Source organism: Clostridium collagenovorans DSM 3089 (genome assembly GCF_900130005.1).
GTDB lineage: Bacteria > Bacillota > Clostridia > Clostridiales > Clostridiaceae > Clostridium_D > Clostridium_D collagenovorans.
Genome location: NZ_FQXP01000006.1, coordinates 213,312 through 236,829, shown reverse-complemented (window position 1 = coordinate 236,829; position 23,518 = coordinate 213,312). Strand labels below are relative to the sequence as shown.

Annotated in this window: 17 protein-coding genes and 1 other annotated feature; of the genes, 7 read left to right on the top strand and 10 right to left on the bottom strand. The window is 29.5% G+C overall.

Annotation, left to right across the window (positions count from 1 at the left end; translation table 11 throughout):
- Window positions 1-2: 2 nt before the first annotated feature.
- The gene (locus BUA48_RS09240; RefSeq protein ID WP_072831770.1) at window positions 3-773 is read right to left on the bottom strand and encodes a hypothetical protein; all 771 of its coding nucleotides are present in this window, start codon (window positions 771-773) and stop codon (window positions 3-5) included.
- A 490-nt stretch (window positions 774-1,263) separates the two neighbouring features.
- Between BUA48_RS09240 and BUA48_RS09235 the strand changes: the two genes are divergently transcribed.
- Window positions 1,264-2,583, top strand: coding sequence for an MFS transporter (locus BUA48_RS09235; protein ID WP_072831769.1), 1,320 nt, complete (start codon window positions 1,264-1,266; stop codon window positions 2,581-2,583).
- 160 nt (window positions 2,584-2,743) lie between these two features.
- Here the strand turns inward: BUA48_RS09235 and BUA48_RS09230 are convergent, their stop codons facing one another.
- On the bottom strand, window positions 2,744-3,055 hold the full coding sequence (locus BUA48_RS09230; protein WP_072831768.1) for a DUF1540 domain-containing protein: 312 nt from the start codon (window positions 3,053-3,055) through the stop codon (window positions 2,744-2,746).
- Window positions 3,056-3,236: 181 nt separating this feature from the next.
- Here BUA48_RS09230 and BUA48_RS09225 point away from each other — a divergent pair, with 181 nt between their 5' ends.
- The 4 genes from BUA48_RS09225 to BUA48_RS09210 all read left to right on the top strand — a co-directional run bounded on the left by BUA48_RS09225 (window position 3,237) and on the right by BUA48_RS09210 (window position 7,812).
- Window positions 3,237-3,893 (top strand): hypothetical protein, encoded by a 657-nt coding sequence (locus BUA48_RS09225; protein WP_072831767.1) that lies wholly within the window; start codon window positions 3,237-3,239, stop codon window positions 3,891-3,893.
- A gap of 226 nt (window positions 3,894-4,119) precedes the next feature.
- On the top strand, window positions 4,120-4,980 hold the full coding sequence (locus BUA48_RS09220) for a 50S ribosomal protein L11 methyltransferase (RefSeq protein ID WP_072831766.1): 861 nt from the start codon (window positions 4,120-4,122) through the stop codon (window positions 4,978-4,980).
- Window positions 4,981-5,051: 71 nt separating this feature from the next.
- Window positions 5,052-5,329 (top strand) — a binding site (T-box leader).
- A 56-nt stretch (window positions 5,330-5,385) separates the two neighbouring features.
- Window positions 5,386-5,898, top strand: a complete 513-nt coding sequence (locus tag BUA48_RS09215) for a tryptophan transporter (protein ID WP_072831765.1) — start codon at window positions 5,386-5,388, stop codon at window positions 5,896-5,898.
- A 753-nt stretch (window positions 5,899-6,651) separates the two neighbouring features.
- A complete protein-coding gene (locus tag BUA48_RS09210) occupies window positions 6,652-7,812 on the top strand; it encodes an LCP family protein (RefSeq protein WP_072831764.1) in 1,161 nt (386 codons plus the stop codon).
- Window positions 7,813-8,137: 325 nt separating this feature from the next.
- Here the strand turns inward: BUA48_RS09210 and BUA48_RS09205 are convergent, their stop codons facing one another.
- Window positions 8,138-8,575: a gamma-glutamylcyclotransferase family protein gene (locus BUA48_RS09205; RefSeq protein WP_072831763.1), complete on the bottom strand. Its 438-nt coding sequence runs from the start codon at window positions 8,573-8,575 to the stop codon at window positions 8,138-8,140.
- A 76-nt stretch (window positions 8,576-8,651) separates the two neighbouring features.
- A complete protein-coding gene (locus tag BUA48_RS09200) occupies window positions 8,652-9,857 on the bottom strand; it encodes a dicarboxylate/amino acid:cation symporter (protein WP_072831762.1) in 1,206 nt (401 codons plus the stop codon).
- 519 nt (window positions 9,858-10,376) lie between these two features.
- Here BUA48_RS09200 and BUA48_RS09195 point away from each other — a divergent pair.
- Both BUA48_RS09195 and BUA48_RS09190 read left to right on the top strand, forming a co-directional pair.
- Window positions 10,377-11,330, top strand: a complete 954-nt coding sequence (locus tag BUA48_RS09195) for an MBL fold metallo-hydrolase (protein ID WP_084666207.1) — start codon at window positions 10,377-10,379, stop codon at window positions 11,328-11,330.
- A 261-nt stretch (window positions 11,331-11,591) separates the two neighbouring features.
- Window positions 11,592-14,852 (top strand): DEAD/DEAH box helicase, encoded by a 3,261-nt coding sequence (locus tag BUA48_RS09190; RefSeq protein WP_072831761.1) that lies wholly within the window; start codon window positions 11,592-11,594, stop codon window positions 14,850-14,852.
- A gap of 339 nt (window positions 14,853-15,191) precedes the next feature.
- Here BUA48_RS09190 and BUA48_RS09185 read toward each other — a convergent pair whose 3' ends face one another.
- From BUA48_RS09185 to glmS, 6 genes are all read right to left on the bottom strand, one after another.
- Window positions 15,192-15,872, bottom strand: coding sequence for a DUF4956 domain-containing protein (locus BUA48_RS09185; RefSeq protein ID WP_084666205.1), 681 nt, complete (start codon window positions 15,870-15,872; stop codon window positions 15,192-15,194).
- A gap of 18 nt (window positions 15,873-15,890) precedes the next feature.
- Window positions 15,891-16,613 carry a polyphosphate polymerase domain-containing protein gene (locus BUA48_RS09180; protein WP_072831760.1) on the bottom strand — a complete coding sequence of 241 codons (723 nt, stop codon included), beginning with the start codon at window positions 16,611-16,613 and terminating at the stop codon, window positions 15,891-15,893.
- Window positions 16,614-16,958: 345 nt separating this feature from the next.
- Window positions 16,959-17,285, bottom strand: a complete 327-nt coding sequence (locus tag BUA48_RS09175) for an HIT domain-containing protein (RefSeq protein WP_072831759.1) — start codon at window positions 17,283-17,285, stop codon at window positions 16,959-16,961.
- Between the two features lie 137 nt (window positions 17,286-17,422).
- Window positions 17,423-19,183 (bottom strand): ABC transporter ATP-binding protein, encoded by a 1,761-nt coding sequence (locus tag BUA48_RS09170; RefSeq protein ID WP_072831758.1) that lies wholly within the window; start codon window positions 19,181-19,183, stop codon window positions 17,423-17,425.
- Entirely contained in the window at window positions 19,176-20,951 is a 1,776-nt protein-coding gene (locus BUA48_RS09165) for an ABC transporter ATP-binding protein (protein ID WP_084666201.1), read from the bottom strand. The genes BUA48_RS09170 and BUA48_RS09165 overlap by 8 nt, the downstream gene beginning before the upstream one ends.
- Before the next feature lie 391 nt (window positions 20,952-21,342).
- Window positions 21,343-23,172 (bottom strand): glutamine--fructose-6-phosphate transaminase (isomerizing), encoded by a 1,830-nt coding sequence (gene glmS / locus BUA48_RS09160; RefSeq protein ID WP_072831757.1) that lies wholly within the window; start codon window positions 23,170-23,172, stop codon window positions 21,343-21,345.
- Window positions 23,173-23,518: the final 346 nt, after the last annotated feature.

Below are 23,518 nucleotides of genomic sequence, written 5' to 3'. Positions count from 1 at the left end.
ATCTACTTATTTTTCTTTTCATATATAACTATGCTAGATGGATCATTGCTAAAATATATTCCTTCAGCTTCAACTTTTAGTACTTCACCCTTGGCATCCTTAAAAAATATATCTACTACAGTATCATCCTGTGGTTTATACTTAGCTTTAAGTTCTGCTGTATAAACTCCCTCATCAGTTGTTAATGTGATTTTTGCAGAGTCCCTTCCTCCTCCGCCAAAATCTATAAGTTTCTCACTGTTATTTTCTATATGAGTATATATATGTTTTCCATTAACTGCATCTACGCTTTTAAATACACTAATTCTATATTGTCCACTTTGTAATGTATCTTTACTTTTCTCATACTCCTGTGCTTTAATCATTCCTTCATATAAAATCTTGAAACCACCTTTTTCCTTTCTTAAGGCAATCTCACCCTCTACAATCTTTTCTTTCTTAGCTTTATCTACAAATACAGTCTCATATGGTAATATCATGATTCCATCACCATTATCCTGAATATCAGACATATTTATTTTTTGTATATCTATTCCCCCAGCTCCCTGCTCATTTTTTAATCTCTCAGCTAACTTTTCTGGTGTTTCTTCTATTAAAGCCATTGAGTCCTTTGAAAAATATGAATAATATTTTTCATAATCCTTATTTTTTAATGCGTCAAAGGCTTTTGTTGCAACATCTTTAGCATCTTCCTTAATATCCTTGCCACATCCACCTAAAAATACAGCTATTATCACAATAGCTAAAACTAATATAGCTTTAAATTTCTTCATATCCTGTTCCCCCTATAAATACCCCTATAATCTTACTTTTCTATAAATTATAGCATATTACTACTCTTAAATCATTGTTTGACAAAAACCACACAATATTTTTTATTGATATTTTTTTTGCTGATTTTCATGTTTTTCCATACTTTTTAATATTTAATTTTAATTTTTATTGATATTTTTATATTTTTATACCATTTATATAATATTTCCATAACCTTTTTATAATTATTATGTTTTATTTTTTTTGATTTTGAAATTTATGTAGTTTGTTTGAAATTTTTTTAACCTATTTTTATTTTTCAACACTATCATTAACTTAATTTATATTTTATTTTAATTTAATAATATATTTATTCAAATTTTACACTGTCGAAATGGCACTTTTGAATTTTATTGCTGAAATTTATCTATACTTTTATAATAATTGTTAGAATATTTTAAATTTATTGTACTTACTAAATTTATTGAAATTACCACAAGGAGGTAAATCATGTCTACTATTAAAAATTATATTGGAGACATAAAAGGTTCCTCAAGGAACTCTAAGTTATTTTTAATTTCTTACTTATTTTACGCAATTCAAGGTGGAGCTTATTGGACTTGCTATACAGTATTTATCCAAATGGCATTCGGAGAACTTGCTTTGGGTACTATGCTAAGCTTAAACACACTTTTAGTTGCACTATTTGCAATACCAATGGGTGCTCTATCAAGTAAGGTCGGATACAAAAAAATGTTGATTTTCTGTAACGTTTTAGGAACTCTAACATTTGGTATAACTGCTTTAGTACCAAATATGTTCTTCCTTTTAATTATTACAATTTTAACAGGACCACCAAGTGCTGCATGGGATATCTTAGCTGCTCCTGTTATTAATGCAACAACAACTGAGAAACAAAGAACAACTATGAACTCTATGATGTACGCTGGTTATTGGGCTATAGTTGCTTTAGTTTCTAATCTTTCTGGTAACGGTATTGTTGCTTTACAAAGCTCTTTCGGATTAACTGAAATCGGTGCTTATAAAGCATTCTTACTTATAACTGCTATTATATCTTTAATAGGAACTATTCCTGTTTTATTTATGACTGAAATCAAAATCGAAAAAGTTACTAAAGCTGTTAATGAAAAGAAGAAAACTTTCGTTCAAAGCTTCAAAGAAGTTGCAAACAAAGAAGTTCTTATTTACTTAGTATATATGGGGTTAATAGGTCTTGGTGCTGGATTATTCACTCCATTCTTCTCAAACTTCTTCAAGAGTGGTTTAGGATTAAATCCTGTACAAGTTGGAAACGTTATTTCTGCTCAATACCTAGCTATGGTTATTGGTATGCTTGTATGTCCATTGCTTGTTAAAAAGTTTGGTAGAATTTCTACATTAGGTATTAGTTCATTATTATCTATACCTTTTATGATCATAATTGCAAACTGTAACATGTTCGGTTCGGCTATGCTTCCTGTTCTAGCAGTATCTTTCTTTATGAGATCTGGACTTATGAACTTAGCAATGCCAGTTATGTATACACAAATTTTAGACTTCGTTGAACCAGATAAAAGAGCTACACTATCTGGAATTCAATCTACATTTAGATCTGGATTAACATCAATTTCTTCATTTGTTGCAGGTATAGTAATGACAATTCCTGCATTTACAATAGGATCTATTGTAGTAGATGGATATACTCTTCCTTACTATGTAGCTTCAGCACTTTATATAACAGCTACTGTAATACTATTTAAGGTATATCACAAAAAATACAACAGAATTGAAGAAACTACTGAGTCTGAAGATTTAACCAAAGCTAGTTAATTATTCTTGATATTATCTTTTAAAGAAACTTGTTTTCTTTAAAGTTACCTATTTAAAATCCTATCTTAAAAGATAAAGGGCATCTAAACTCCTATTTAGATGCCCTTTATTTTTTTAATACTCTATAAGCAAATCTTAGTATTGACCAATTTCTAAGTTATTATCTTTCTTGGAAACTAGAACATTGTGTTTGATCACAGCTACATGCAGATACTCCACTTACATCTATAGAATCTGCAGCACAACTACAATTACAGTTATGGATACAATTAGTTGCATCACATTTTACATCTAAAGCTGCATTTGGAGTTTCTATACTATTTGTAAAACTTCCATCTTGTTCATGGAAACTCTCGCAACAAGTAGAAGAAGGTTTTTCAGCTTTTTTTCCTCCTACTTTAATAGTATTTTTACAACAACAGTTTTCTTTATTATGTGTACAAGAATCTACACAACAACTTAATTGTGGCATTTTACTTCACTCCTTTTTTATCTTCTTGTTTTATAAAATCATAATTATTTTGACCTTTAGCACATTAATTATTCATAGTTAAGAGTACTATAATTGCGAATATATTTTATTTTTAGTAATATATTTGCATTTCTTTTAATATACTTTATAGATTATTGTATTAAAGGAGTTATTAGAAATTATGAAAGATTCTTTTAAGGACAAATTTTTATCTACATTAATAAGATCAACTTCATATAAAACCATAGAAGAATTAGAGGAATATGTAAATATATTAGAAGCTATACAACAAGATACCACAATTAAATTAAACCGTATAAAGTCTACATTTTTGAATTGTGATTACTTGAATGATATATTATATATTGATGTTTCTCCATTATCTAAAGATATTACTATTTCTCATGATATTATTGATCGTATTAGAGATATAACATTAAAATATCCAAAGGATGATAAAATAATTGAGCAATTGTTTATTATAGAGAAACTTATAGATAATATAGATGATACCTGTAATCATTATAATAAATATATAACTTTAATAGGTAATCTAAAGAATTTTCTAGCAAGAAATGATATAGATCCAACTAATATAAAACGACCAAACTTCAAGGTCTTCAAAGATAGAAATTTAAATCCTGTCTTATTCTTCACTCCATATAATGAGGAGGATCTTTTAACCTCTTATATTTTCAATGGAGAGGATAATTTTTCTATAGATTATAAATTAGAAGATGAATCTATGAAATCACTGTCAAATAAGAAAATTCCTGAAGAACTTGAAAAAGATTATTTAGATATGTGTACATTATATTTTAAAACACTTTTAAGTTAGAATATTAATACATTAAATGGAGCCATAATATTAATATAACTCTCATAGGATATTGCATTTGTAATTGATCTACAAATATTGTATGTATCCTATAAGTTTTATTAATATAAGGGCTCCCTTATTTTTTTGTTTTTAGGTTTACCCTTATAAAAAAATATATTAAACTTAATAATAGTGTAATGATATTTTTATTTATTATTACATATAGCTTATTAGGAGGATTATTATGTACAAATTAACATTCAAATATCCCTTAAAGGATGCAGAAACAGCAACTGAAAAACTTTACATAAAAGATATATATAATGTGTTCTATGAAAGTCCTTTAACTATTACTACAGATGATAACGGCTATGGGTTCTATGAGAATATAGAGGAACTTATAGACTATAATGTAATAATTGAGAGTGATGATTTAAATGAGGTTAATTCTTGTATTAATACAATTAAAGAAACTTTACTTATAGATTCAATATATAGTGAAAAGGTTGAAGTGCAAAGCTTTGAAAATGAATTTGAACCTTTAGATTTAAATAATGGATGGATATTTGCAGATCCTGAATATAATGTTGAGGATAAAAAGAAAATTAACTTTATTCCTCAGGGTGCTTTCGGAACTGGTCTGCATGAAACTACTCAAGACTGCTTAAGATATATTTTATCACAAGATTTTACTAACTTAACCGGTTTAGATATCGGGGCAGGTTCAGGCATACTTTCTTTAGCCGCTGCAGCTAAGAATGCTAAATTAGTTACAGCAGTAGATATCCGCGATGTAACTGAAGAAATTATGTTTAATGCATCACTAAATAACTTCAATAATATAGAAGTAAAAGTTGGAAATCTCTTAGAGGAAAATTTATTGGAAAAAACCTACGATTTTATAGTTATTAATATCGGTGGTGATGAAACGATAATGTTTATGGACTTTATAACTAATCACTTAAACCCTAAAGGTAAACTACTAGTTTCAGGTTTAGTTGAATGGAGTTTTGATAAAGTTAAGAGTAACATAGAATCTTATGGATTTACTTTAGACTATAAAGTTCAAAGTGCTGAATGGTGTACTGCAACTTTTTTAAAATAATTCTGAAAATTTATCACTTTTCTCTTGCAAAGTGAATATAATATATATATAATTAATTTAACAAAATTTTCTTAAATTCTAAGACAAGGAAGAGTACCTATGGTATAACATTTTCAGAGAACTAGGGGTGGTGTGATCCTAGTATTGAGAGCCTTAGGGAATGGACCTTTGAGAAGCAGAACGAAATTTTAAATTTTATTTAAAAGAGTAGCATCTGACGGAAGCTCACCGTTAAAAGAGATAAGACATGTTAGTGTCTGAAGTGGAGATATGCTTTAAGATTTTATACTTATATTTAATTTTAAGCATAATTTAGGTGGTACCGCGAATACATAACCTCGCCCTAATTTTTAGGGTGAGGTTTTTTTATTTATAAAAAATTATATTTTTAAGGGGGATTTCAAAATGAAAACAAAAAAATTAGTTCTTAGTGCTGTATTACTTGCTGTAGGTTTACTTCTACACTACATTGTTCCTGGAATATTTATGGGTATGAAACCTGACCTACTACTTTCTATGATGTTTGTTGCTGTTATTGTTAATGAGGACTTTAAATCAGCTCTTGTAACAGGCTTAGTAGCAGGTTTCTTAACTGCTTTAACTACAACATTTCCAGGTGGTCAAATACCTAATATAATAGATAAGTTTATTACTGTACTTGTAGTTTATGGATTAAATACTATACTAGGAAATAAAATATCAAATATAATCAAGACATGTATAATATCTGTACTTGGTACTCTTGTAAGCGGAACAATTTTCTTAGGATCAGCTTATTTAATAGTAGGATTACCAACTAGTTTTACTGCATTATTTCTTACTGTAGTGTTACCTGCAACATTGCTAAATTCTGTAGCAGTATTATTCCTATTATCTGTTGTGCAACGTTCAATGAGATTAGTTTCATATAGTAAATGAAGGTCATAAAAAGCTTCTAAAACAATATAATTTTAGGAGCTTTTTATATATTCCCCCTCTTTATATCTTAAATTCATTTATACCTTTATATACATTTTTAAACATATATCCTTTTGAAGAATTTTCATTCTATTTATATAAGGTACATTGTAGAATAAATTTAATGCTTAATATATATTGAATTAAATAAACCTCATTCATAGTTCATAAGATAAAAAACTTTAATATGTAAATATGTACTAAAGTACGATGTTGCAGATTGAATACTGCAAAGTATATGCTTCTAGAAGATTAATTTAAACTTATATCTATGTATTAATATATTGTAATAAACAATACCAATTATATTTAGAGTTAATACTCATTATAAAATACATACAGTAATTCATATAAGGATTAATATAAATATAAAATATTAATTGTAACTTATATATTTTATATACATTTATAAATAAAATATGCACATATTAACTATATAGGAATTTAAAATAGGTTTTCTAATACTTATTTCTTCCTATAATTATTAATTATAAATTTCAATGTAATAACATATTTTAAAAATAATTTTAATCTTCAATTATTAATTAGAATATATTTTTGTAATCTTTATGTAATTTTACATTTAAAGTTTTTAGTATATAATGTAACATATTAGTAGTTTTTATTTTTATTTGGCTTTTCCAATAAAGAAAAATATACTATAATGTAATGTATACTAAATTTATAAAGACGATAAATTAAGGAAGTGAAAAAATGAGCAAAAGGAATTCTGAAAAAAAGAATAAAAACAAAAAAAGGAAAGTTGCATTAATAGTTCTTTCTGTTTTTTTGGTAGCAATACTTGGCGTAGTTTTTTGGGCGTATAGCATATTTGGTTCAATTAAAACCAAGGAAATCTCTAAAAACAAAGTGGATTTAGGCATAAGTGAATTACCTCCTGAAGAAGCAAATAAAGACATTATAAACATAGCTTTATTCGGTGTGGATAAAAGACCTGGAGAAACAGTCTTCCGTTCTGATGCAATTATGGTTCTTACAATAGATAACTTACATAATAAAATTAAAATGTCATCTTTAATGAGAGATAGTTATGTTGAAACTGAAAAACATGGTGGAATTAAGTTAACTGAAGCTTATGCTTATGGTGGACCTGAATTTGCAATTAAAACCATCAACCAAACCTTTAATTTAAACATTCAGGATTATGCAACTGTTAACTTTGAGTCTATGGAAGATATAGTAAATGAGCTTGGCGGAGTAGAAATAGATGTAACAGCGGAAGAGCTTCCACATTTAAACGGCTATGCTAGCGATCAATCTTATGCAAGGGATGCTGAATATACTCCCCTTGCAACACCTGGTAAGCATATACTTAATGGTACTCAAGCAGTAGCTTATGCTAGAATAAGATATACAGCAAGCTCTGACTTTGGAAGAACCGATAGACAAAGAACAGTTTTAGCAGCCTTAGCAAATAAAATATTACAATCTGGAACTACTAAATTTCCAAGCATAATATCTAAGTTAGCTCCATTTGTAGAAACTAGTATGAATAGTACTCAAATGTTAAAGATAGCAACATCTTCTTTCTTATCCGGTACAACTTCTGAATTAGTTCAACAACGTTTCCCTACAACTCAAGAGGTTTATCCTCTAGAGTTAAGTATAGGAGAGTGTATAGGATTCGATAAGAAGATTACTCAGCAGCAGATACATGATTTCATTTATAATGATATTATACCTGTTGGAAATCAATTAAATGTAGATAACAATACTAACTTATTTACAGAAGAGCAACCTAAAACTACTACACCAAATAATACAAATAACACTACAAATACTAATACACAAAATAAATCAAATAACACAACTAATAACTCTAATGGTACAACTACAAATAACTCAGCTCATTAAAATAAGTATATAAAAAGGGATATTGTACAACTAACTAATTAAAAGTTAATTGTACAATATCCCTTATTTTATTTTTATAAACTCCTAATTATATCCCATAAGTTATCTATATTTATTAATTTTTTTAAAATATTATATTATTTAATATTTATGTGAAACTTTTTTGCATTTTAATACGTATTTATTTATAAATTTTCCTTTTTTAATTAACTTCCGGGATTTTACACCCAAAGAATCCCACCCTATTACTGATTATAGCTTAGGTAAGGGGCTGACATATATTAAATTCAATATGAATTTATATACATGCCAGCCCCCTATTTTTTTATCTAGTTTCAGCTACATACCTTCTCCAGTCTCCATGAGGTATATACATAGTACTTTCCTCAAAATCCTTTTCATCCTTTACATTGAAAAAGTATACATAAGCTTCTTCTTTACTATTATCCTCTAAATTAGCTAAGATAACTTCTCTATGATAAAGATTCTTAGGATTTCCCTCTCCTAAAAACTCCTCTAACTTATCTAAGGCTTTTATATCTTCCTCAAAGTTTTTAAGAGTAATAAGCTCTCCATAAACCTTATCTTCACCCTTTAAAAGCGATGGATAACTCTCCATAAATTGTTGATATAGCTTTCCATTAACGCATGCCTTTTCTATGGACTCTACCTTACCACTTAAATATTTATTATTATTGTAAAATCCACTCATTAATGTTCCGTAAACAAAAACTTTAAGTTCCTTATTTAATCCGTTACTCATATGTTTTACCCCCATAAAATATAATTATCTCAATTATACTATAACTGGGATTATGATTATATAAAAATTTATCTTCTTAAACTACTTGTTTCTTAATTTCTAGCTCTTCCTCTGAACTTATATTCCTTTTCTCAAGAATATAGTCTACTATTATTGAAATAGCTCCATCTCCAGTTATATTAGTAGCTGTTCCAAAGCTATCCTGTGCAGCATGCAATGCTATCATTATAGGCTTTTCAATAGCTCCAAATCCAAGCATTGACTCTAAAAGTCCTAGTGCAGCCATTACTCCCCCTCCTGGAACCCCTGGTGCAGCTATCATTGTTACTCCAAGCATTATAATAAATGGGACCATCCTTCCTAAAGTAGGAGTTTGTCCATTCATATACATTACCCCCATAGATGTAAGAACTAAAGTTATTGTATCTCCTGCTAAGTGAATTGTTGCTGCTAAAGGAATTACAAACTCCCTAACTCCTTCACTTACACCATTTTTCTCAGTACACTGTAATGTTACTGGTATAGTTGCTGCCGAAGATTGAGTTCCAACTGCAGTCATATATGCTGGCATCATATTCTTTAATAACTTTAATGGATTTTCCTTCTTTATAATTCCTGCAATACTATACTGTAATAATAAATATCCTATTTGAAGTGAAAATAGTAAAATATATACCACTGCAAAGGACTTTAATGTTGTAAATATTTCTCCACTGTAAGTTAGTTTACAGAATATAGCTCCTATATAAACTGGAACTAGTGGAATTAAGGCTTTAGATATAATCATAGTTGTTATTCTACTAAATTCATCGCTGACCTTTAATAAAGTACTATTCTTAATAGATGAAATTCCTATCCCTAAAATAAATGCTAATACCAATGCACTCATAATTCCCATAACAGGAGGAATTTCAACTGAAAATAATGGTATAACACTTGCTCCCCCATCACTTAATAGGATTCCGTCCTTAATGAATTTAGGAAGCACTGTAGAACCTAATAAATATGCGCTAATTCCTGCAGCTATTGTTGATATATATGCTAATGCTGTAGTTACTAATAAAGCCTTTCCTGACTTATTACCCAAAGTAGCTATCCCAGGAACTATAAACCCTATAATTATAAGTGGAATAACAAAGGATAAAAAGTTTCCAAATAAGCCACTAAAGGTTGCTAATATTCTCACTGGAAATTCAGTAGTTGTAGATTTGCAAATAAGACCTACTATAATTCCTAAGATTAATGCAATAAAAATTTTACTTATTAATGATGGCTTTTTCATTTTAAATCCTCCTCAAATTCTTTTTCCTTCTGTTATCTATATGAGTATTTAGCTTTTGTACTTTTAATTTACATATAATTTCATATACTTAAATAACTAACTAGAATGATATTTAAACTTTATTTTTATTATTAATAATTCTGAATATCTACGTAAATCTAAGTAGACAATTAAAGCTTATATACATTGAGATAATTTTATAAATAATCAAAAGCTTTCGTGTCCTCATAATAAATACACATGTTTTTGTAATAAAAACACTATACTTCTTTATTACTCTAAAGTCAAGAACTAATTCTGAATATTTCTTATTTTTTTTAAATAAAATTTCATTTTAAATTAGTATCACTTACTTTTTTTGGAACTAAACACAGTAAAAGTCCTTATTCTTTTAAATATTACTATTATCTATTGTTTAGCATAAATCTATAGATATTTTATACTGGTAATATTTATTATTTATGTTAATATACTTCATGTAATTATTTAACTACATCGTACATATAAGGAGATTTCACAATGAAAAAAAATTACTTAACACTTTTATTATCATCATTTTTATTAATTCCTATATGCCTTGGAGGCTGTAGCAGCAAAAATTCTAAAGTTACTGTTACTACACTTATTGAAAACTCAGCTAGTGATAACAAGAACTTAGAAAACCAACATGGTATATCCATGCTTATAGAAACAAATAAGAATAACATTCTTTTTGACACTAGTAAAAATGAGCTTTTCTTAAAAAACTCTGAGGAAATGTCTAAAGACTTATCTAAAGTAGATTCTTTAGTTTTAAGCCACGCTCACTACGACCATTGTGGTGGTGTTAAACCGCTTTTAGAAAAATTTAATATTAAGCCTGATTTATATGTTGGGGAAAAGTTCTTTAAGGATTTAGAAAAATACCATTACTCTAAAGGTGGAGGCCCTAAATTAGACTTTACTGACGGCAAAGAAGGTTATACTTACATAGGTATAGATTTTGATGAAAACTACATAAAAAGCAAAAATATTAATGTAAAACCTGTATCCACTGAAAATAAACTTAATGATAAGGTAACAGTATATGGCGGATTTAAAGAAACTAGTCTAGAGCCATTAAACCCAAGTATGCAAATCAAAACTGGAGAAGATAAATACAAGCTAGATAACTTCGAAGAAGAAGTAGCAATATCTATCGATACAGATAAGGGCTTAGTTATCTTAACTGGTTGTTCTCATAATGGAATTGTAAATATTGTTGAAAGCATAAAATCTAAAACAAATAAGGATGTTTATGCTGTTATAGGTGGAACTCACTTAGTTGAAGCTGATGAAGCTAGAATCCAAAAAACTATAGATTACTTTAAAAAGTTAGGTGTTAAAAAAATAGGTCTTTCTCACTGTACTGGTGATAAAGCAGTCAAAATGTTTAAGGAGCAACTTCCTGAAGAAACCTTTGTAAACTCAACAGGTATAACTATGGATTTTTAATTTAGAACAAAGGTTTATTTATGTTATAATATAGGAACATAAGAGTGCTATAAAAACTTATACTATGGCTAAAAGTTCTATTCTCTAATTATTTTTAATGAAGATAATATGAAGTATGAACTAGATAAAATTTCTAAGTCTAAAACAGGTATTTATTAGCCATAAAATAAGTTTATATGTAGATACTTATTAGACATAAAATAGGTTTACATACTCAAAACACCTATAAAAATATAACTGAAAGGAAGCCTTATGTGATTTATGAATAAAGAATTAGTAGTTGAAATATTTAATAAAAACACAAGGGGAAATAACAGTCTTAAGGGAAGAAGAATCTTAGACAATGACCTTATAACTGATGTCAAAACTGATGTAGAAAATAAAGTTATAAATATAGTTGGGCATGTACTATCAGAGGTTCATTTTAGTGAATATAAGACAATTATTGAAATAGATTTACATAGTAAAACTGTAGCTAAATGTTCCTGTACTTGCCCTGATTATGAAAAAAATGAGCTTAAAAAGAAAAATTATTGTTGCAAACATATTATGGCTACCTTCTATTATTTTCTTAAAACACATGAGTTTACTGATACTCAAAATATATTTTCCTCCACTGAGGATTTAAGCAAAAATGTTCCTACTAAGGAGCTACCCCCTGAGAGTAACATCTTAGATTTGCTTCTATCAGATTCTAGTAGTAAAGAAGAATTAAAAATCGAGATTTATCTTAATAAAATTGGATATGATAACAAGATTGCAGCTGAATTTAGGATAGGTCCTAAAGCTCATAGCTCTTCAAAACTCTATCTTTTAAAGGATATAAATCAGTTTTTAACTTACTACAATAATAGATTTCCATTGAAATATAGTAAGGATTTTACCCTTGATATGCATAAACAATATTTTAATGGTAAAGATGCCGTAATAATTGACTTTATTCAAGATTTACGCAATCTTGAACTTAGCTTTAATATAGATAATACAGAAAATAAATTTATAAGTGGAAAATATTTATTTCCACCTAATCACCTTTTAAAAAGTTTCTTGCTTTCATTAAAGCACCATCGTGTTTATTTGAATCAAGGATTCTTTTATAAAGCTGTTGATTGTGATATTTTAACCTGCGATCCACCAATGAATTTCAGTTTGAAACTTGCTTCATCTAAATATGAGCTTAAACTAAATTCACCACTTCCTGAAAGTTTAAATGGGAAAATGGACGCACTATTGCTAGGTACAGATATTTATTTACCTTCTAAGGATTATGTGTTGAATGCAGCTCCATACTATAAAATATTTAATGGAACTGACTCCATATCCTTTCCTAAAAAAGAGGAAAGTAAAATATTAAGGGAATTAATACCTAAACTTAATTCTTTAACCTCAGATTTAATACTTTCAAAAAATATAAGAGATAAGATTATAACAGTTCCTCCTAAATTTTTATTTTATTTTGATAAGGAAGATGATAATTATACCTTAACTCTTAAGGTTAAATACAACCAATATGAATTTAATATTTTTGAAAATTACACTGATAAAATAATATACAGAGATTCTGTAGCTGAAAAGAAAGTTAAGGATTATGTTAAATCCATTGGTTTCAGTGAGGTTGAAACTAAATTCTATTTACTTAGAGGTGAAGATTACATATTTGACTTCTTTAAAAACGAAATAGAAAAACTTCAAGAGTACGGTGAAATCTTCTATTCTGAAAACTTTAAAGGAGTAAAAAAACTAAGCAGTGGTGCTATTAGTGCTGAAATCTCTGCTGGAAAGCATAAATACTTTGAACTTAAGTTTAATATAGATAACATAACTCCTAAGGAAAGTAAAGGTATATTAAAATCCTTTAGATCAAAGTTAAAGTACTTTAAACTTCAAAACGGAGAATTTTTAGACCTTGAACAAATAGAATTACATAACTTTTTAAAGCTATTAGATACCTTAAATGCAGATAATAATTTAATGAATAACATTATATCGATACCTCAAAATAAAGGCTTATATTTCGATACCTTTATACAGGAATATGATATTAGATATATACAAGGAACGGAAGAACTTCAGGAGCTTAAAGAAAAATTTGATTCTGTAAGTAAACTCACTAATGAAATCCCTAAGGAATTAAATGCCACACTTAGACCTTATCAAAACATAGGCTACAACTGGTTTAAAACCTTGGATTACTTCGGTTTCGGTGGTATTTTAGGCGATGAAATGGGTTTAGGTAAGACTCTACAAACTATTACCTTCTTGTTATCAAATAAAAATACTCATAGCCTTATAGTTGCTCCTACCTCCTTAATATATAACTGGAAAAAGGAGTTTGAGAAATTTGCACCTACTCTTAAGGTTGCCTTAGTAAACTCTAGCAAAGAGCTAAGAAGTGAAATTCTAAATAATTATAAGGATTACGATATATTAATAACAACATATACCTTACTTAAAAATGACCTAGAGCAATATTCTGAAATAGATTTTGATTATATAGTTTTAGACGAAGCTCAAAACATTAAGAATCCTGGTTCTCAAAATGCAAGCTCTGTAAAATCCTTAAAAGGAAAACGAAGATTTGCTTTAACGGGAACCCCTATGGAGAACTCTTTAATGGAACTTTGGTCTATTTTTGATTTTATTATGCCAGACTATTTATACAGCGAAAAGAAATTCAACGTAAGGTACAATAGAAAATTAAAAGAAGGTACAGAAATTGTAGAAGAACTAAATAAACTTATAAAACCATTTATTTTGAGACGTTTTAAAAAGGATGTTGCCTTAGAACTTCCTGATAAAATAGAGACTAGAGTTGAGGTAGAGTTACCTTTAGAACAACAACGTGTTTATGGGGTTTATGCTAAACATGTAGTTGATTTTATAGAAAACAAACTTACTAATGACGAATTCAATAAAGGTAAAATAGAAATCTTAGCCTATATAACAAAACTAAGGCAACTATGCCTAGACCCATCTGTAGTTTTAGAAAACTATATAGGTACTAGTGGTAAAATCGAAGCCCTTATTGAATTATTACAACAAAGCATTGCGCAAGGTCATAGAATATTAGTTTTCTCTCAATTTACCTCTGTTTTAAATAATATTAAGATACGTCTAAGAGATGAGAATATTAATTTTAGTTATTTAGATGGAAGCTTAAGCTCACAGAAAAGAATGGAATTAGTAAATGACTTTAATGCAGGACTTAACAAAGTATTTTTAATAAGCTTAAAAGCTGGTGGAACTGGCTTAAACTTAACCTCAGCAGATACTGTAATACACTTTGATCCTTGGTGGAATCCAGCCGTTGAAGATCAAGCAACGGATAGATCTCATAGAATAGGTCAAAAACATGTTGTCGAAGTAATTAAGTTAATTGCAAAAGACACCATAGAAGAAAAAATCATCGCTCTACAAGACGAAAAAAGAGAACTTATCTCAAAAATATTAGGCGATGAACTATGTAACAGTGATAATTTACTTAGCTTATCACAAGAAGACATATTAAGCTTATTTCAGTAATTAATATATCTTGCATTAAATATACTTATATTATATTTGCAATTTTATAGTGAAATACTAACTTTAAGCTAAGATATTATAGGTTAGTTTCAATGTTATAAAGTATGTATTATAAATTTTACACCTTTACTTTAGCAATAATTAAGGCTGTAGTAGAAATTTTCTTCTACTACAGCCTTAATTTAAATTCTTTCTCTTTAGCTTCTTCTTCAAAGATATTTTTTGTATTTAAAATATATTAAATTATAAACTTTATTCTACATATATCTTAATTCACTGCTTATATCTCTATATATTTTAAGTCATCTATTTTAACTGCTTTTCCCTATGTAAAATTAACTAAACTACCTCTGTGTTAGGAGCTAAAATATTCACACTATCAATTCCTTCTAGAGAGAGTAATTTATTTATTATCTTATTATCCTCATCTTGAGCAACCTTTATTTCATAAACTAATTCGAAGGAATCTGCTAAAATATTTTTAGCCTTAATTTTATTACTACCCTTAGCTTCATTTATTATCTTTTCAATTAAATTTATATCTGTATTTTCTCCACGTATAACTAATAATAAAAGATCTCCACCTCTTAGATTCTTACTAGTAGTAATCATAAATATGGCCATAATTACAGAGCCAACAATTCCTATGAAATAACCTCCTACAGAAGATGAAATACCTATAGCCATACTCCAAAATATAAAGCCTATATCCCTAGAATCCTTAATATTAGTTCTAAATCTTACTATAGATAATGAGCCAAGCATACCTAAAGATAAGGCCAGATTAGACTGTATTAAATCCATTAAAATAGTTGAAATAAAGGCAATCATCATAAGTGTTATATTAAATCTTTTATTATAATTAAGTGATGTATATGAGTGCTTATAAGTAAAATATAAAATAGCTGATAATCCCATTGAAAATAAAAGACTAGTAATAACCGTACCATTGCTTTGCCCTTGCTGTACCATTTGCATAAAACTATTAATATCCCCATTTAAATTCATTAATTGATTCATTTTAATTCTCCCCTTATCTTAGTAATAATACTTCATTAGTAAACCTCTTGCAGAACCAAACTTACTAGGTGGTTTACCTGATAAATCACAGCTCTGAAGCACATCTTGTATTTGACTAAATAAAAATCTATCATACTTAACTTCTAAAATTGTTTTATCCTTTGGAAGTGCTTGTATAAAATTAATATTTTCCTTAAATAAATCATACTCAAAATTACAATATCTTAAATTATTGTCCAAAGTAATCCTAGTATTAAAATCCCTATGAGTAAAAGCCCTTCTATCATATTCAACTAAAGCAACAGGTCTGTAATTGTGCGTCTTCATGAGATCATAGGCATACTCAGAAATATCACTATCATAGTTAAGAAGCACCTCATAATTTCTATTAATCACTTCCTGTGCATCCTCTTTGCTTATAACAATTGTTTCCTTCAACTCTCTGCCAAAAGACTTCCTCTTAATCTCAAACTTAACAACAGTATCCCTTGTGCTATATATCCTAAGTCTAACCCTCTTTCTCTCATCAGTCTTAACAAGCTTCTCAATATAGTCCTCATTGCTAATACTATCAAAATACAAGCTCCTAACACTATAACCGTTGTATCCCCCATACTCATCAGGTTTTAATATCTTACTCAAGGCATTCAAAAGATAAACCCTATCCACTAAAGAAACCAAATACTTAAGCTCTCTCCTAGAAACAGCAATAGTATTTATCTTACTCCTTAAAGCCTCCATAATAACTCCCTCCCCCTTATAAATAATATAAATACTATGGTAATTTAACCATGTGACTCTTCCCCTTTGCATTACACATAATTAAATACATCCCCTAATTTTGATTTAGGTACCTTTTTTTAATATTTATACATAAATATTTCATATTGAGATTATAATTTCTATTTATATGTAGTTTATTGATGTATATATCGGAGACATACTATATTAGGATTAAGATACTTTAGATAAAATATAACTGTAATTAAGAGCTTTTAAGATGCTATAGCTTTAAAATATCAAAACCAAAAATTAAAGGCTGCATTCCTTTATAGAATACAGCCTTATGCCTATTATAAAATTATATTATCTTCTACCACCTTGAACTACATGCCAGTGTAGATGTTTAGAATCTTGATAGTTACCTAAGTTTGTTATTACTCTACATGCACCTTGTTTTTCAACTACTTCTGAAGCAACCTTTTTTACTACTGATAATAACTCTAGTAGTAAGTCATTTTCATCTTCTGTTATAGTTATTAAAGATGATATATGTTTCTTAGGAATTACAACTATATGCACATCATAGGCTGGCTTTGTATGATAATATGCTAATACATTATCTGTTTCATAGACCTTTTCAACCTCTGTTTTCCCACTTAAGACTTGTTCACAATAAAAATCATTTCCCATATTCTTTACCTTCCCCTTAATTATTTGTTGGAATATTCAATAAATATCCCTTAGTAACATCATACAATTATACCTTTTATGTGTAAACATACTAAATATCATCAAAAATAAAAGACTAGAGAAATATTTCTCAATTTCTAGCGTTCATACCACTGTGCTTGGGATTGTAGTAATTCATAATACCTACCTTGCATGTTTAGCAGCTCTAAATGTGTTCCATCTTCTACTATTTCACCTTTATCCATAACTATAATTCTGTCTGCAATTTTAGTAGAACCTAATCTATGAGTTACAAAAACACATGTTTTCCCAATACTTATCCTTTTAAAAGACTCAAACACATTAGCTTCCTCAATTGGGTCAATCGCTGCAGTAGGTTCATCTAAGACAATTAGGTTATGTGGGCGGTAAAGTCCACGGGCGATTGCAATTCTTTGCCATTCTCCACCAGAAAGGTCTTGACCTCCAAACTCCCTAGATAGAATTGTGTTTCCTTTGATATTTAATTCCGGCAAATTTATCTCTACTTTATCAAGACTATCCTCAGTTGCCATTTCACATGTGATATTACTCATTTTGATATTGTCCTCTACAGACAACTTGTATTTAACAAAATCTTGAAAAACTGCACTAATGCCTTTAAACTTTGAAATATTTGAATAAGGATGGAGTGCTTTGTCTCCGTATACAACCTCGCCCTTTGTAGGATCATATAACCCCATAATTACCTTCGTCAATGTACTTTTCCCTGAACCATTTTCCCCTACAATTGCCAGCGATGTTCCAGCCTTAATTGTAAGATTGATATTTTGCAACGCATTGCCCCTAGCATTTGGATAAGCAAAACTTACATCTCTTAATTGAATATCTTGATCTTTTGGAATATCTGCCTCCTTACCTAAGTCACAATTATCATCAAGAAGTCTTATTAAGAACGAAGTATTTGAAATACCAACAAGCGCTCCTCCCATGGCTTCAATTGCACTTCTTAACATTGTTGTTATTTTGGAAATAGAGTAATAAATAGCTGCAAACAAGCCAATTGATATAACTCCTGAGTAAACAAAATACACTAAAAGCATAAGTACACTTAAGAATCCTATAGAATTTAACAACTTCATACACACGGATGACTTAAGAATGTGCCTTTTAGTAGAAACAAATTCTTTACTGAATTCTTTGTTTGACTCTGTAAATAGTCTAAGGAAATACTTAAAGGAACCATTAAGCAACGTTTCTTTAAAGTACTCTCTTGATATGATACATTTTTCAAAATACTCGGTTTTTCTTCTCCTGTTGCCCATTTTGTCTTCAAACTCAAAACTTTGTTCTACCCTAATTCTCTCTAATAAGAACGTGGGAATGAAAATCAGCACAATTACAAGTACCAACACAGGATTTATATTCACTAAATATATTAGTAAACTTAGAATATAAGGTATATACAGGAACAGAATCTGTACAATAATACGGAGTCCACTAGGAGCATCCTCACTGCCAGAGCTTGCTTTTTTCAGATTATCAATATTAGTTGAATCTTCAAACTCGATAGACTTCATATGGCTTGTACGATTATGATGTAAAAATTTCATATATCCACTACCACGTCTCCAGAAATATCCTTGTGCCATGTACTCAAGCCATTCACCGAAAGGATACAATGCCACGATCGCTAGTAAACCTATGATAGGCTTATAAATCAACTCTATTGCCTCTCCATTTGCAACATCTACAGCATTATCAAACAAGGTCTTTATTGAGACAATTTCAAGGAATCCAAGGGTACTCATAAATAAGGAAGAAATAACAAGTAGAACAAATGTAGCCGGGCTTGCATGCCAAGTATATTTTATTAATCTTCCCAGAACCTTTGTCCAAGACATTTTTTTATTAGTCATACATCTCACCCTGCTTTCTAAATAATTGTGCATAGACATTATCATTCTCCATTAATTCTTCATGAGTTCCTTTTTCAATAATTTCTCCTTGATCAAGCACAATAATCTCATCAGTTATTTTTGTTGAACCTAACCTATGAGTTATCATAAAAAGAGTCTTGTCCTTTGCTATGTTTAAAAATTGATTATAAATCATACTTTCTGCCCTTGGGCTTAGACTTGCAGTGGGTTCATCCATTATCATAAAAGGCGAATTCAAATACAAAGCACGTGCAATGGCAAGCCTTTGCCATTCCCCTCCAGAAAGGTCACTTCCATCCTCATAGATTTTACCAAGAAGACTTTGCTCTTTCTTTGGCAAATTATCAACTACACCTTCTAGCTCCATCAACCTAATCACTTCACTTATATCTGCTTCTGAATCTCCAAATGCTATATTTTCTTTTAGTGATACATAATATTTAGCGAAGTCCTGAGAAACTACAGAAAATATACTTCTCAACTCTCCAAATTCATATGACTTCAAATCCTTTCCATTTAAAAGTATTTCACCTTCATAATCACGGTATAATCCTACCATAATTTTTACTAAGGTAGATTTACCTGCACCATTCAATCCAACCAGTGAATAGGATTTCCCCTTTTTGAGTGATAAGTTAACCCCTCTCAAAATGTATTCTCCGGAATCCTCATACCTAAACCAAAGGTTTTTTATAACAAGGCTTTCAAATGGTATCTTCTTTCCATTCTCCGAGCTTTCTAAACTGTTCCTCTTCAGTTTTGTAAACTCATCTAAATCTTTCGCATACTCGTAATGTTTTGAAAATTCTAAAATCAATTCAGATGCCTGAAAAGCAACTATCTTACTTAAACTAATCATACTACCTGCTATAGAAGTAAACAGACCTACTGTTACCGCACCACCCGGTATTTGTCGTGCCAGCATGAAAATGATAAATACAGCTGCAATACTACCTACAACATTCACCATCATACTGCTTGATGTCTCTTTAGCTAAAACCTTAGTATTATAGTTTGACCTGAACAGATGCGCCTCCATAAATCTCTTGTTAAGAGAGGGAGCAAATCCAAATAAAGCTCTTTCATTCACCGTTTCCCTGTTAACCAATATCTCTGACAAATAATTCATCTGTCTTGTAATAAATCCAACCTTCTTTTCTTCTTCATAGACGACCCTACCATTCCTGAATGTAAGAAGTATTGTAGGAATCATAATAAATAGATATACGAAAACAACCCACAAGTTGACTGTTGCAACTGCATAAAGAACACCAAATAGTTGTATAAATACTAAAATTGCAGTATTAACTGAACGTATTACCTCTACAATCTTAATTTCAATATCTTTTGTAACTCTCAAAAAAAGGTCTTGGGTTTTAGTTGCTTCAAACAGCAAATAATCAACAGAAAATTGCTCCTTAATAATATCTGCTTTAAATTTCTTCCTCAGATCATCTTCTAATAAATTATAACTATATTGCCTAAAATCTTGTCCTAATTGCATGTATAGATAACTAAGAACTGTCAAGCCTAAGTATATTAACATCGTTCTAATTTCCGGATTTACTGATGCTACTGTCATAGCTGCATCAATAAATTTTGCCACAGTAAACAGCATAAAAGGCACCATTAATCCTTCTACAATAGTTAAAATTAAGCTTAATAAGAAATAAAATGGAGAATAAATTTTAGCAATTTTCATTAGAGATAATATCTTATTTTTTCTTTTCACATCGTGTCTTTTCATATTAAATCCTTTCTAGTTTGACAACCCTTTTATTTTTTTCTTCAAGAAAAAACAATCTACACTTATAAAAAATAAATTCATAGATTATCTCCCTTAAGTCATGCATTTTTATCCATGGCTTATATTCACACTACCTATGCCAGTTCCATAACCTTCCTTAATCATTTTTTCAATATTATGTGTTCTTTTTTTGCCATCTTATTACCTCTAAAAATAAGAAAAGACTAGACATTTTCTATTTTAAAATGCCTAGTCTTATATGCTTTCATGTTTTGTTGATGCTAAACATCTAAGTTTAGTATTACGCTATATTAAATTTTGATTTAACTTTCTTTCAAAAGGTCAAACTTTCTTTCAAAGCTACATCATTTAAGATTTATCTCAATTTATATTATTCAACTGTTACTGATTTTGCTAAGTTTCTTGGCTTATCTACGTCACAGCCTTTTTGAACTGATACGTAGTAAGAGAATAATTGTAGTGGTATTATAGCTATAACTGGTGAGAACAGCTCATTAACCTTTGGTATATAAGTTACAGCATTAACTGCTTCTTCTATTTCTGTGTGTCCTTCTGGTGCAAATGCGAATACTTTAGCTCCTCTAGCTGTTACTTCTTTAATGTTACTTACCATTTTATCAAATAACTCTTCTTGAGTTGCTATTGTAATAACTATTGTACCATCTTCCATTAAAGCTATAGGACCGTGCTTTAATTCTCCACCAGCATATGCTTCTGAGTGAATGTAAGATATTTCTTTTAATTTTAAAGAACCTTCCATAGCTACTGCGTAGTCTAATCCTCTTCCTAAGAAGAACATATCTTTGTTCATGTAAGTTTTAGAAGCAAACTTTTGGATTTCTTCTTTATTTTTTAATACTTCTTCAGCTTTTTCAGGTAATTCTAACATATCTTTTTTGTAAGCTTCTAATTGCTCTGTTGTTAGAGTACCTTTGTTTTGTGCAAAGTATAATGCTATTGTATACATTGCTATTAATTGAGTTACATAAGCTTTTGTTGAAGCAACTGCAATCTCTGGTCCAGCCCAAGTGTATAGGATGTCATCTGCTTCTCTTGAAACTGTGCTTCCTACAACGTTTGTAACAGCTATAACTCTTGCACCTCTTGATTTAGCAAGTCTCATTGCTGATAATGTGTCTGCTGTCTCTCCTGATTGACTTACAACTATCATTAATGTATTTTCATCGATAATTGGGTCTCTGTGCTTAAACTCTGATGCTATGTCTACTTCTACAGATATTCTAGCTAATTTTTCTATAGCATATTTACCAACTACACCAGCGTGGTAAGCTGTTCCACATGCTACTATATATATTTTGCTTAATTTTTCTATTTGCTCTTTTGATATTGTTATATTATCTAAGTTTATTGGCTGATCAAGAACTATTCTTGAAGTCATTGTATCTTTGATAACTTTTGGTTGCTCATGGATTTCCTTCATCATGAAGTGCTCATATCCACCTTTTTCAGCAGCATCAGCATCCCAAGTTACATGATAAATTTCTTTCTCAATTCTTCTGCCTTCTGCGTCATATAATCTAACTCCATCTTGATCCATAACAACGAATTCGTTGTTTTTTAATAAATATACGTCTCTAGTTTCGCTTAAAACTGCTGGTATATCTGATGCTATGAAGTTTTCTTCTTTTCCTAAACCAACTATTAATGGACTGTCTTTTCTAACAGCTACTACTTTGTCTGGTTCGTAAGTTGAAACTACACCTATAGCATAGCTTCCTTCCATTTTAGCTGTAGCATGCATTAATGCACTTAATAAGTCTCCATCATAGTAGTAATCTATTAAGTGAGGTATTACCTCTGTATCTGTTTCTGAATTAAATTTATATCCTTCTGCAATTAACCATTCTCTTAAATGTATATAGTTTTCTATTATTCCATTATGAACTATGCTAATTGTACCTTTTTCATTTGAATGTGGGTGTGAGTTAACTGTTGATGGCTGACCATGAGTAGCCCATCTTGTGTGTCCTATTCCCACATGTCCATGTATTGGATTTTCTTCTAACTTTTCTTCTAAGTTAGCTAATCTTCCCTTACATTTAGTTATTGTTAAATCTCCATCATTTGATAGGATTGCAACCCCTGCTGAATCATATCCTCTATACTCTAATTTGCTTAATCCTTTAATTAGTAGAGGTGAAACTTCTCTTTTACCATAGTATCCAACTATTCCACACATACTTACCTTCCTTCCGTACCTAAGTATCTTTCTGTATAGTCTTAGGTTCTCTATAATATATTTATTATCGTCTTATTATGTGTCAATAGTTAACACCTGATTAGATTTGTCCTAAGAATCACTTCCTAGTTTTGCTAATCGTTTTCCCTAGTGTCATAGGGTGAGGCACCCGCCGAATTTTCGATACTCCTCATCCTCGTCAGGTTATAAAGTTTATAACCTCTGGCGCTATACTTAAAAAACTATTGATACTACTGAATAAATATGATTAGGTGTAGATTTGTATAATAAGACAACTCCATATCATTATATTCATATTGAGTATTTTAGTCAATAAAATTCATAT

Excerpts from the sequence above, each read along its gene's own strand:
- BUA48_RS09230 (WP_072831768.1), bottom strand. The coding sequence starts at position 3,055 with ATGCCACAATTAAGTTGTTGTGTAGATTCTTGTACACATAATAAAGAA.
- BUA48_RS09185 (WP_084666205.1), bottom strand. The coding sequence starts at position 15,872 with ATGAATCAATTAATGAATTTAAATGGGGATATTAATAGTTTTATGCAA.
- BUA48_RS09235 (WP_072831769.1), top strand. The coding sequence starts at position 1,264 with ATGTCTACTATTAAAAATTATATTGGAGACATAAAAGGTTCCTCAAGG.
- BUA48_RS09220 (WP_072831766.1), top strand. The coding sequence starts at position 4,120 with ATGTACAAATTAACATTCAAATATCCCTTAAAGGATGCAGAAACAGCA.
- BUA48_RS09190 (WP_072831761.1), top strand. The coding sequence starts at position 11,592 with ATGAATAAAGAATTAGTAGTTGAAATATTTAATAAAAACACAAGGGGA.
- BUA48_RS09175 (WP_072831759.1), bottom strand. The coding sequence starts at position 17,285 with ATGGGAAATGATTTTTATTGTGAACAAGTCTTAAGTGGGAAAACAGAG.
- BUA48_RS09210 (WP_072831764.1), top strand. The coding sequence starts at position 6,652 with ATGAGCAAAAGGAATTCTGAAAAAAAGAATAAAAACAAAAAAAGGAAA.
- glmS (WP_072831757.1), bottom strand. The coding sequence starts at position 23,172 with ATGTGTGGAATAGTTGGATACTATGGTAAAAGAGAAGTTTCACCTCTA.
- BUA48_RS09180 (WP_072831760.1), bottom strand. The coding sequence starts at position 16,613 with ATGGAGGCTTTAAGGAGTAAGATAAATACTATTGCTGTTTCTAGGAGA.
- BUA48_RS09170 (WP_072831758.1), bottom strand. The coding sequence starts at position 19,183 with ATGACTAATAAAAAAATGTCTTGGACAAAGGTTCTGGGAAGATTAATA.
- BUA48_RS09240 (WP_072831770.1), bottom strand. The coding sequence starts at position 773 with ATGAAGAAATTTAAAGCTATATTAGTTTTAGCTATTGTGATAATAGCT.
- BUA48_RS09165 (WP_084666201.1), bottom strand. The coding sequence starts at position 20,951 with ATGAAAAGACACGATGTGAAAAGAAAAAATAAGATATTATCTCTAATG.
- BUA48_RS09225 (WP_072831767.1), top strand. The coding sequence starts at position 3,237 with ATGAAAGATTCTTTTAAGGACAAATTTTTATCTACATTAATAAGATCA.
- BUA48_RS09215 (WP_072831765.1), top strand. The coding sequence starts at position 5,386 with ATGAAAACAAAAAAATTAGTTCTTAGTGCTGTATTACTTGCTGTAGGT.
- BUA48_RS09200 (WP_072831762.1), bottom strand. The coding sequence starts at position 9,857 with ATGAAAAAGCCATCATTAATAAGTAAAATTTTTATTGCATTAATCTTA.
- BUA48_RS09205 (WP_072831763.1), bottom strand. The coding sequence starts at position 8,575 with ATGAGTAACGGATTAAATAAGGAACTTAAAGTTTTTGTTTACGGAACA.
- BUA48_RS09195 (WP_084666207.1), top strand. The coding sequence starts at position 10,377 with ATGAAAAAAAATTACTTAACACTTTTATTATCATCATTTTTATTAATT.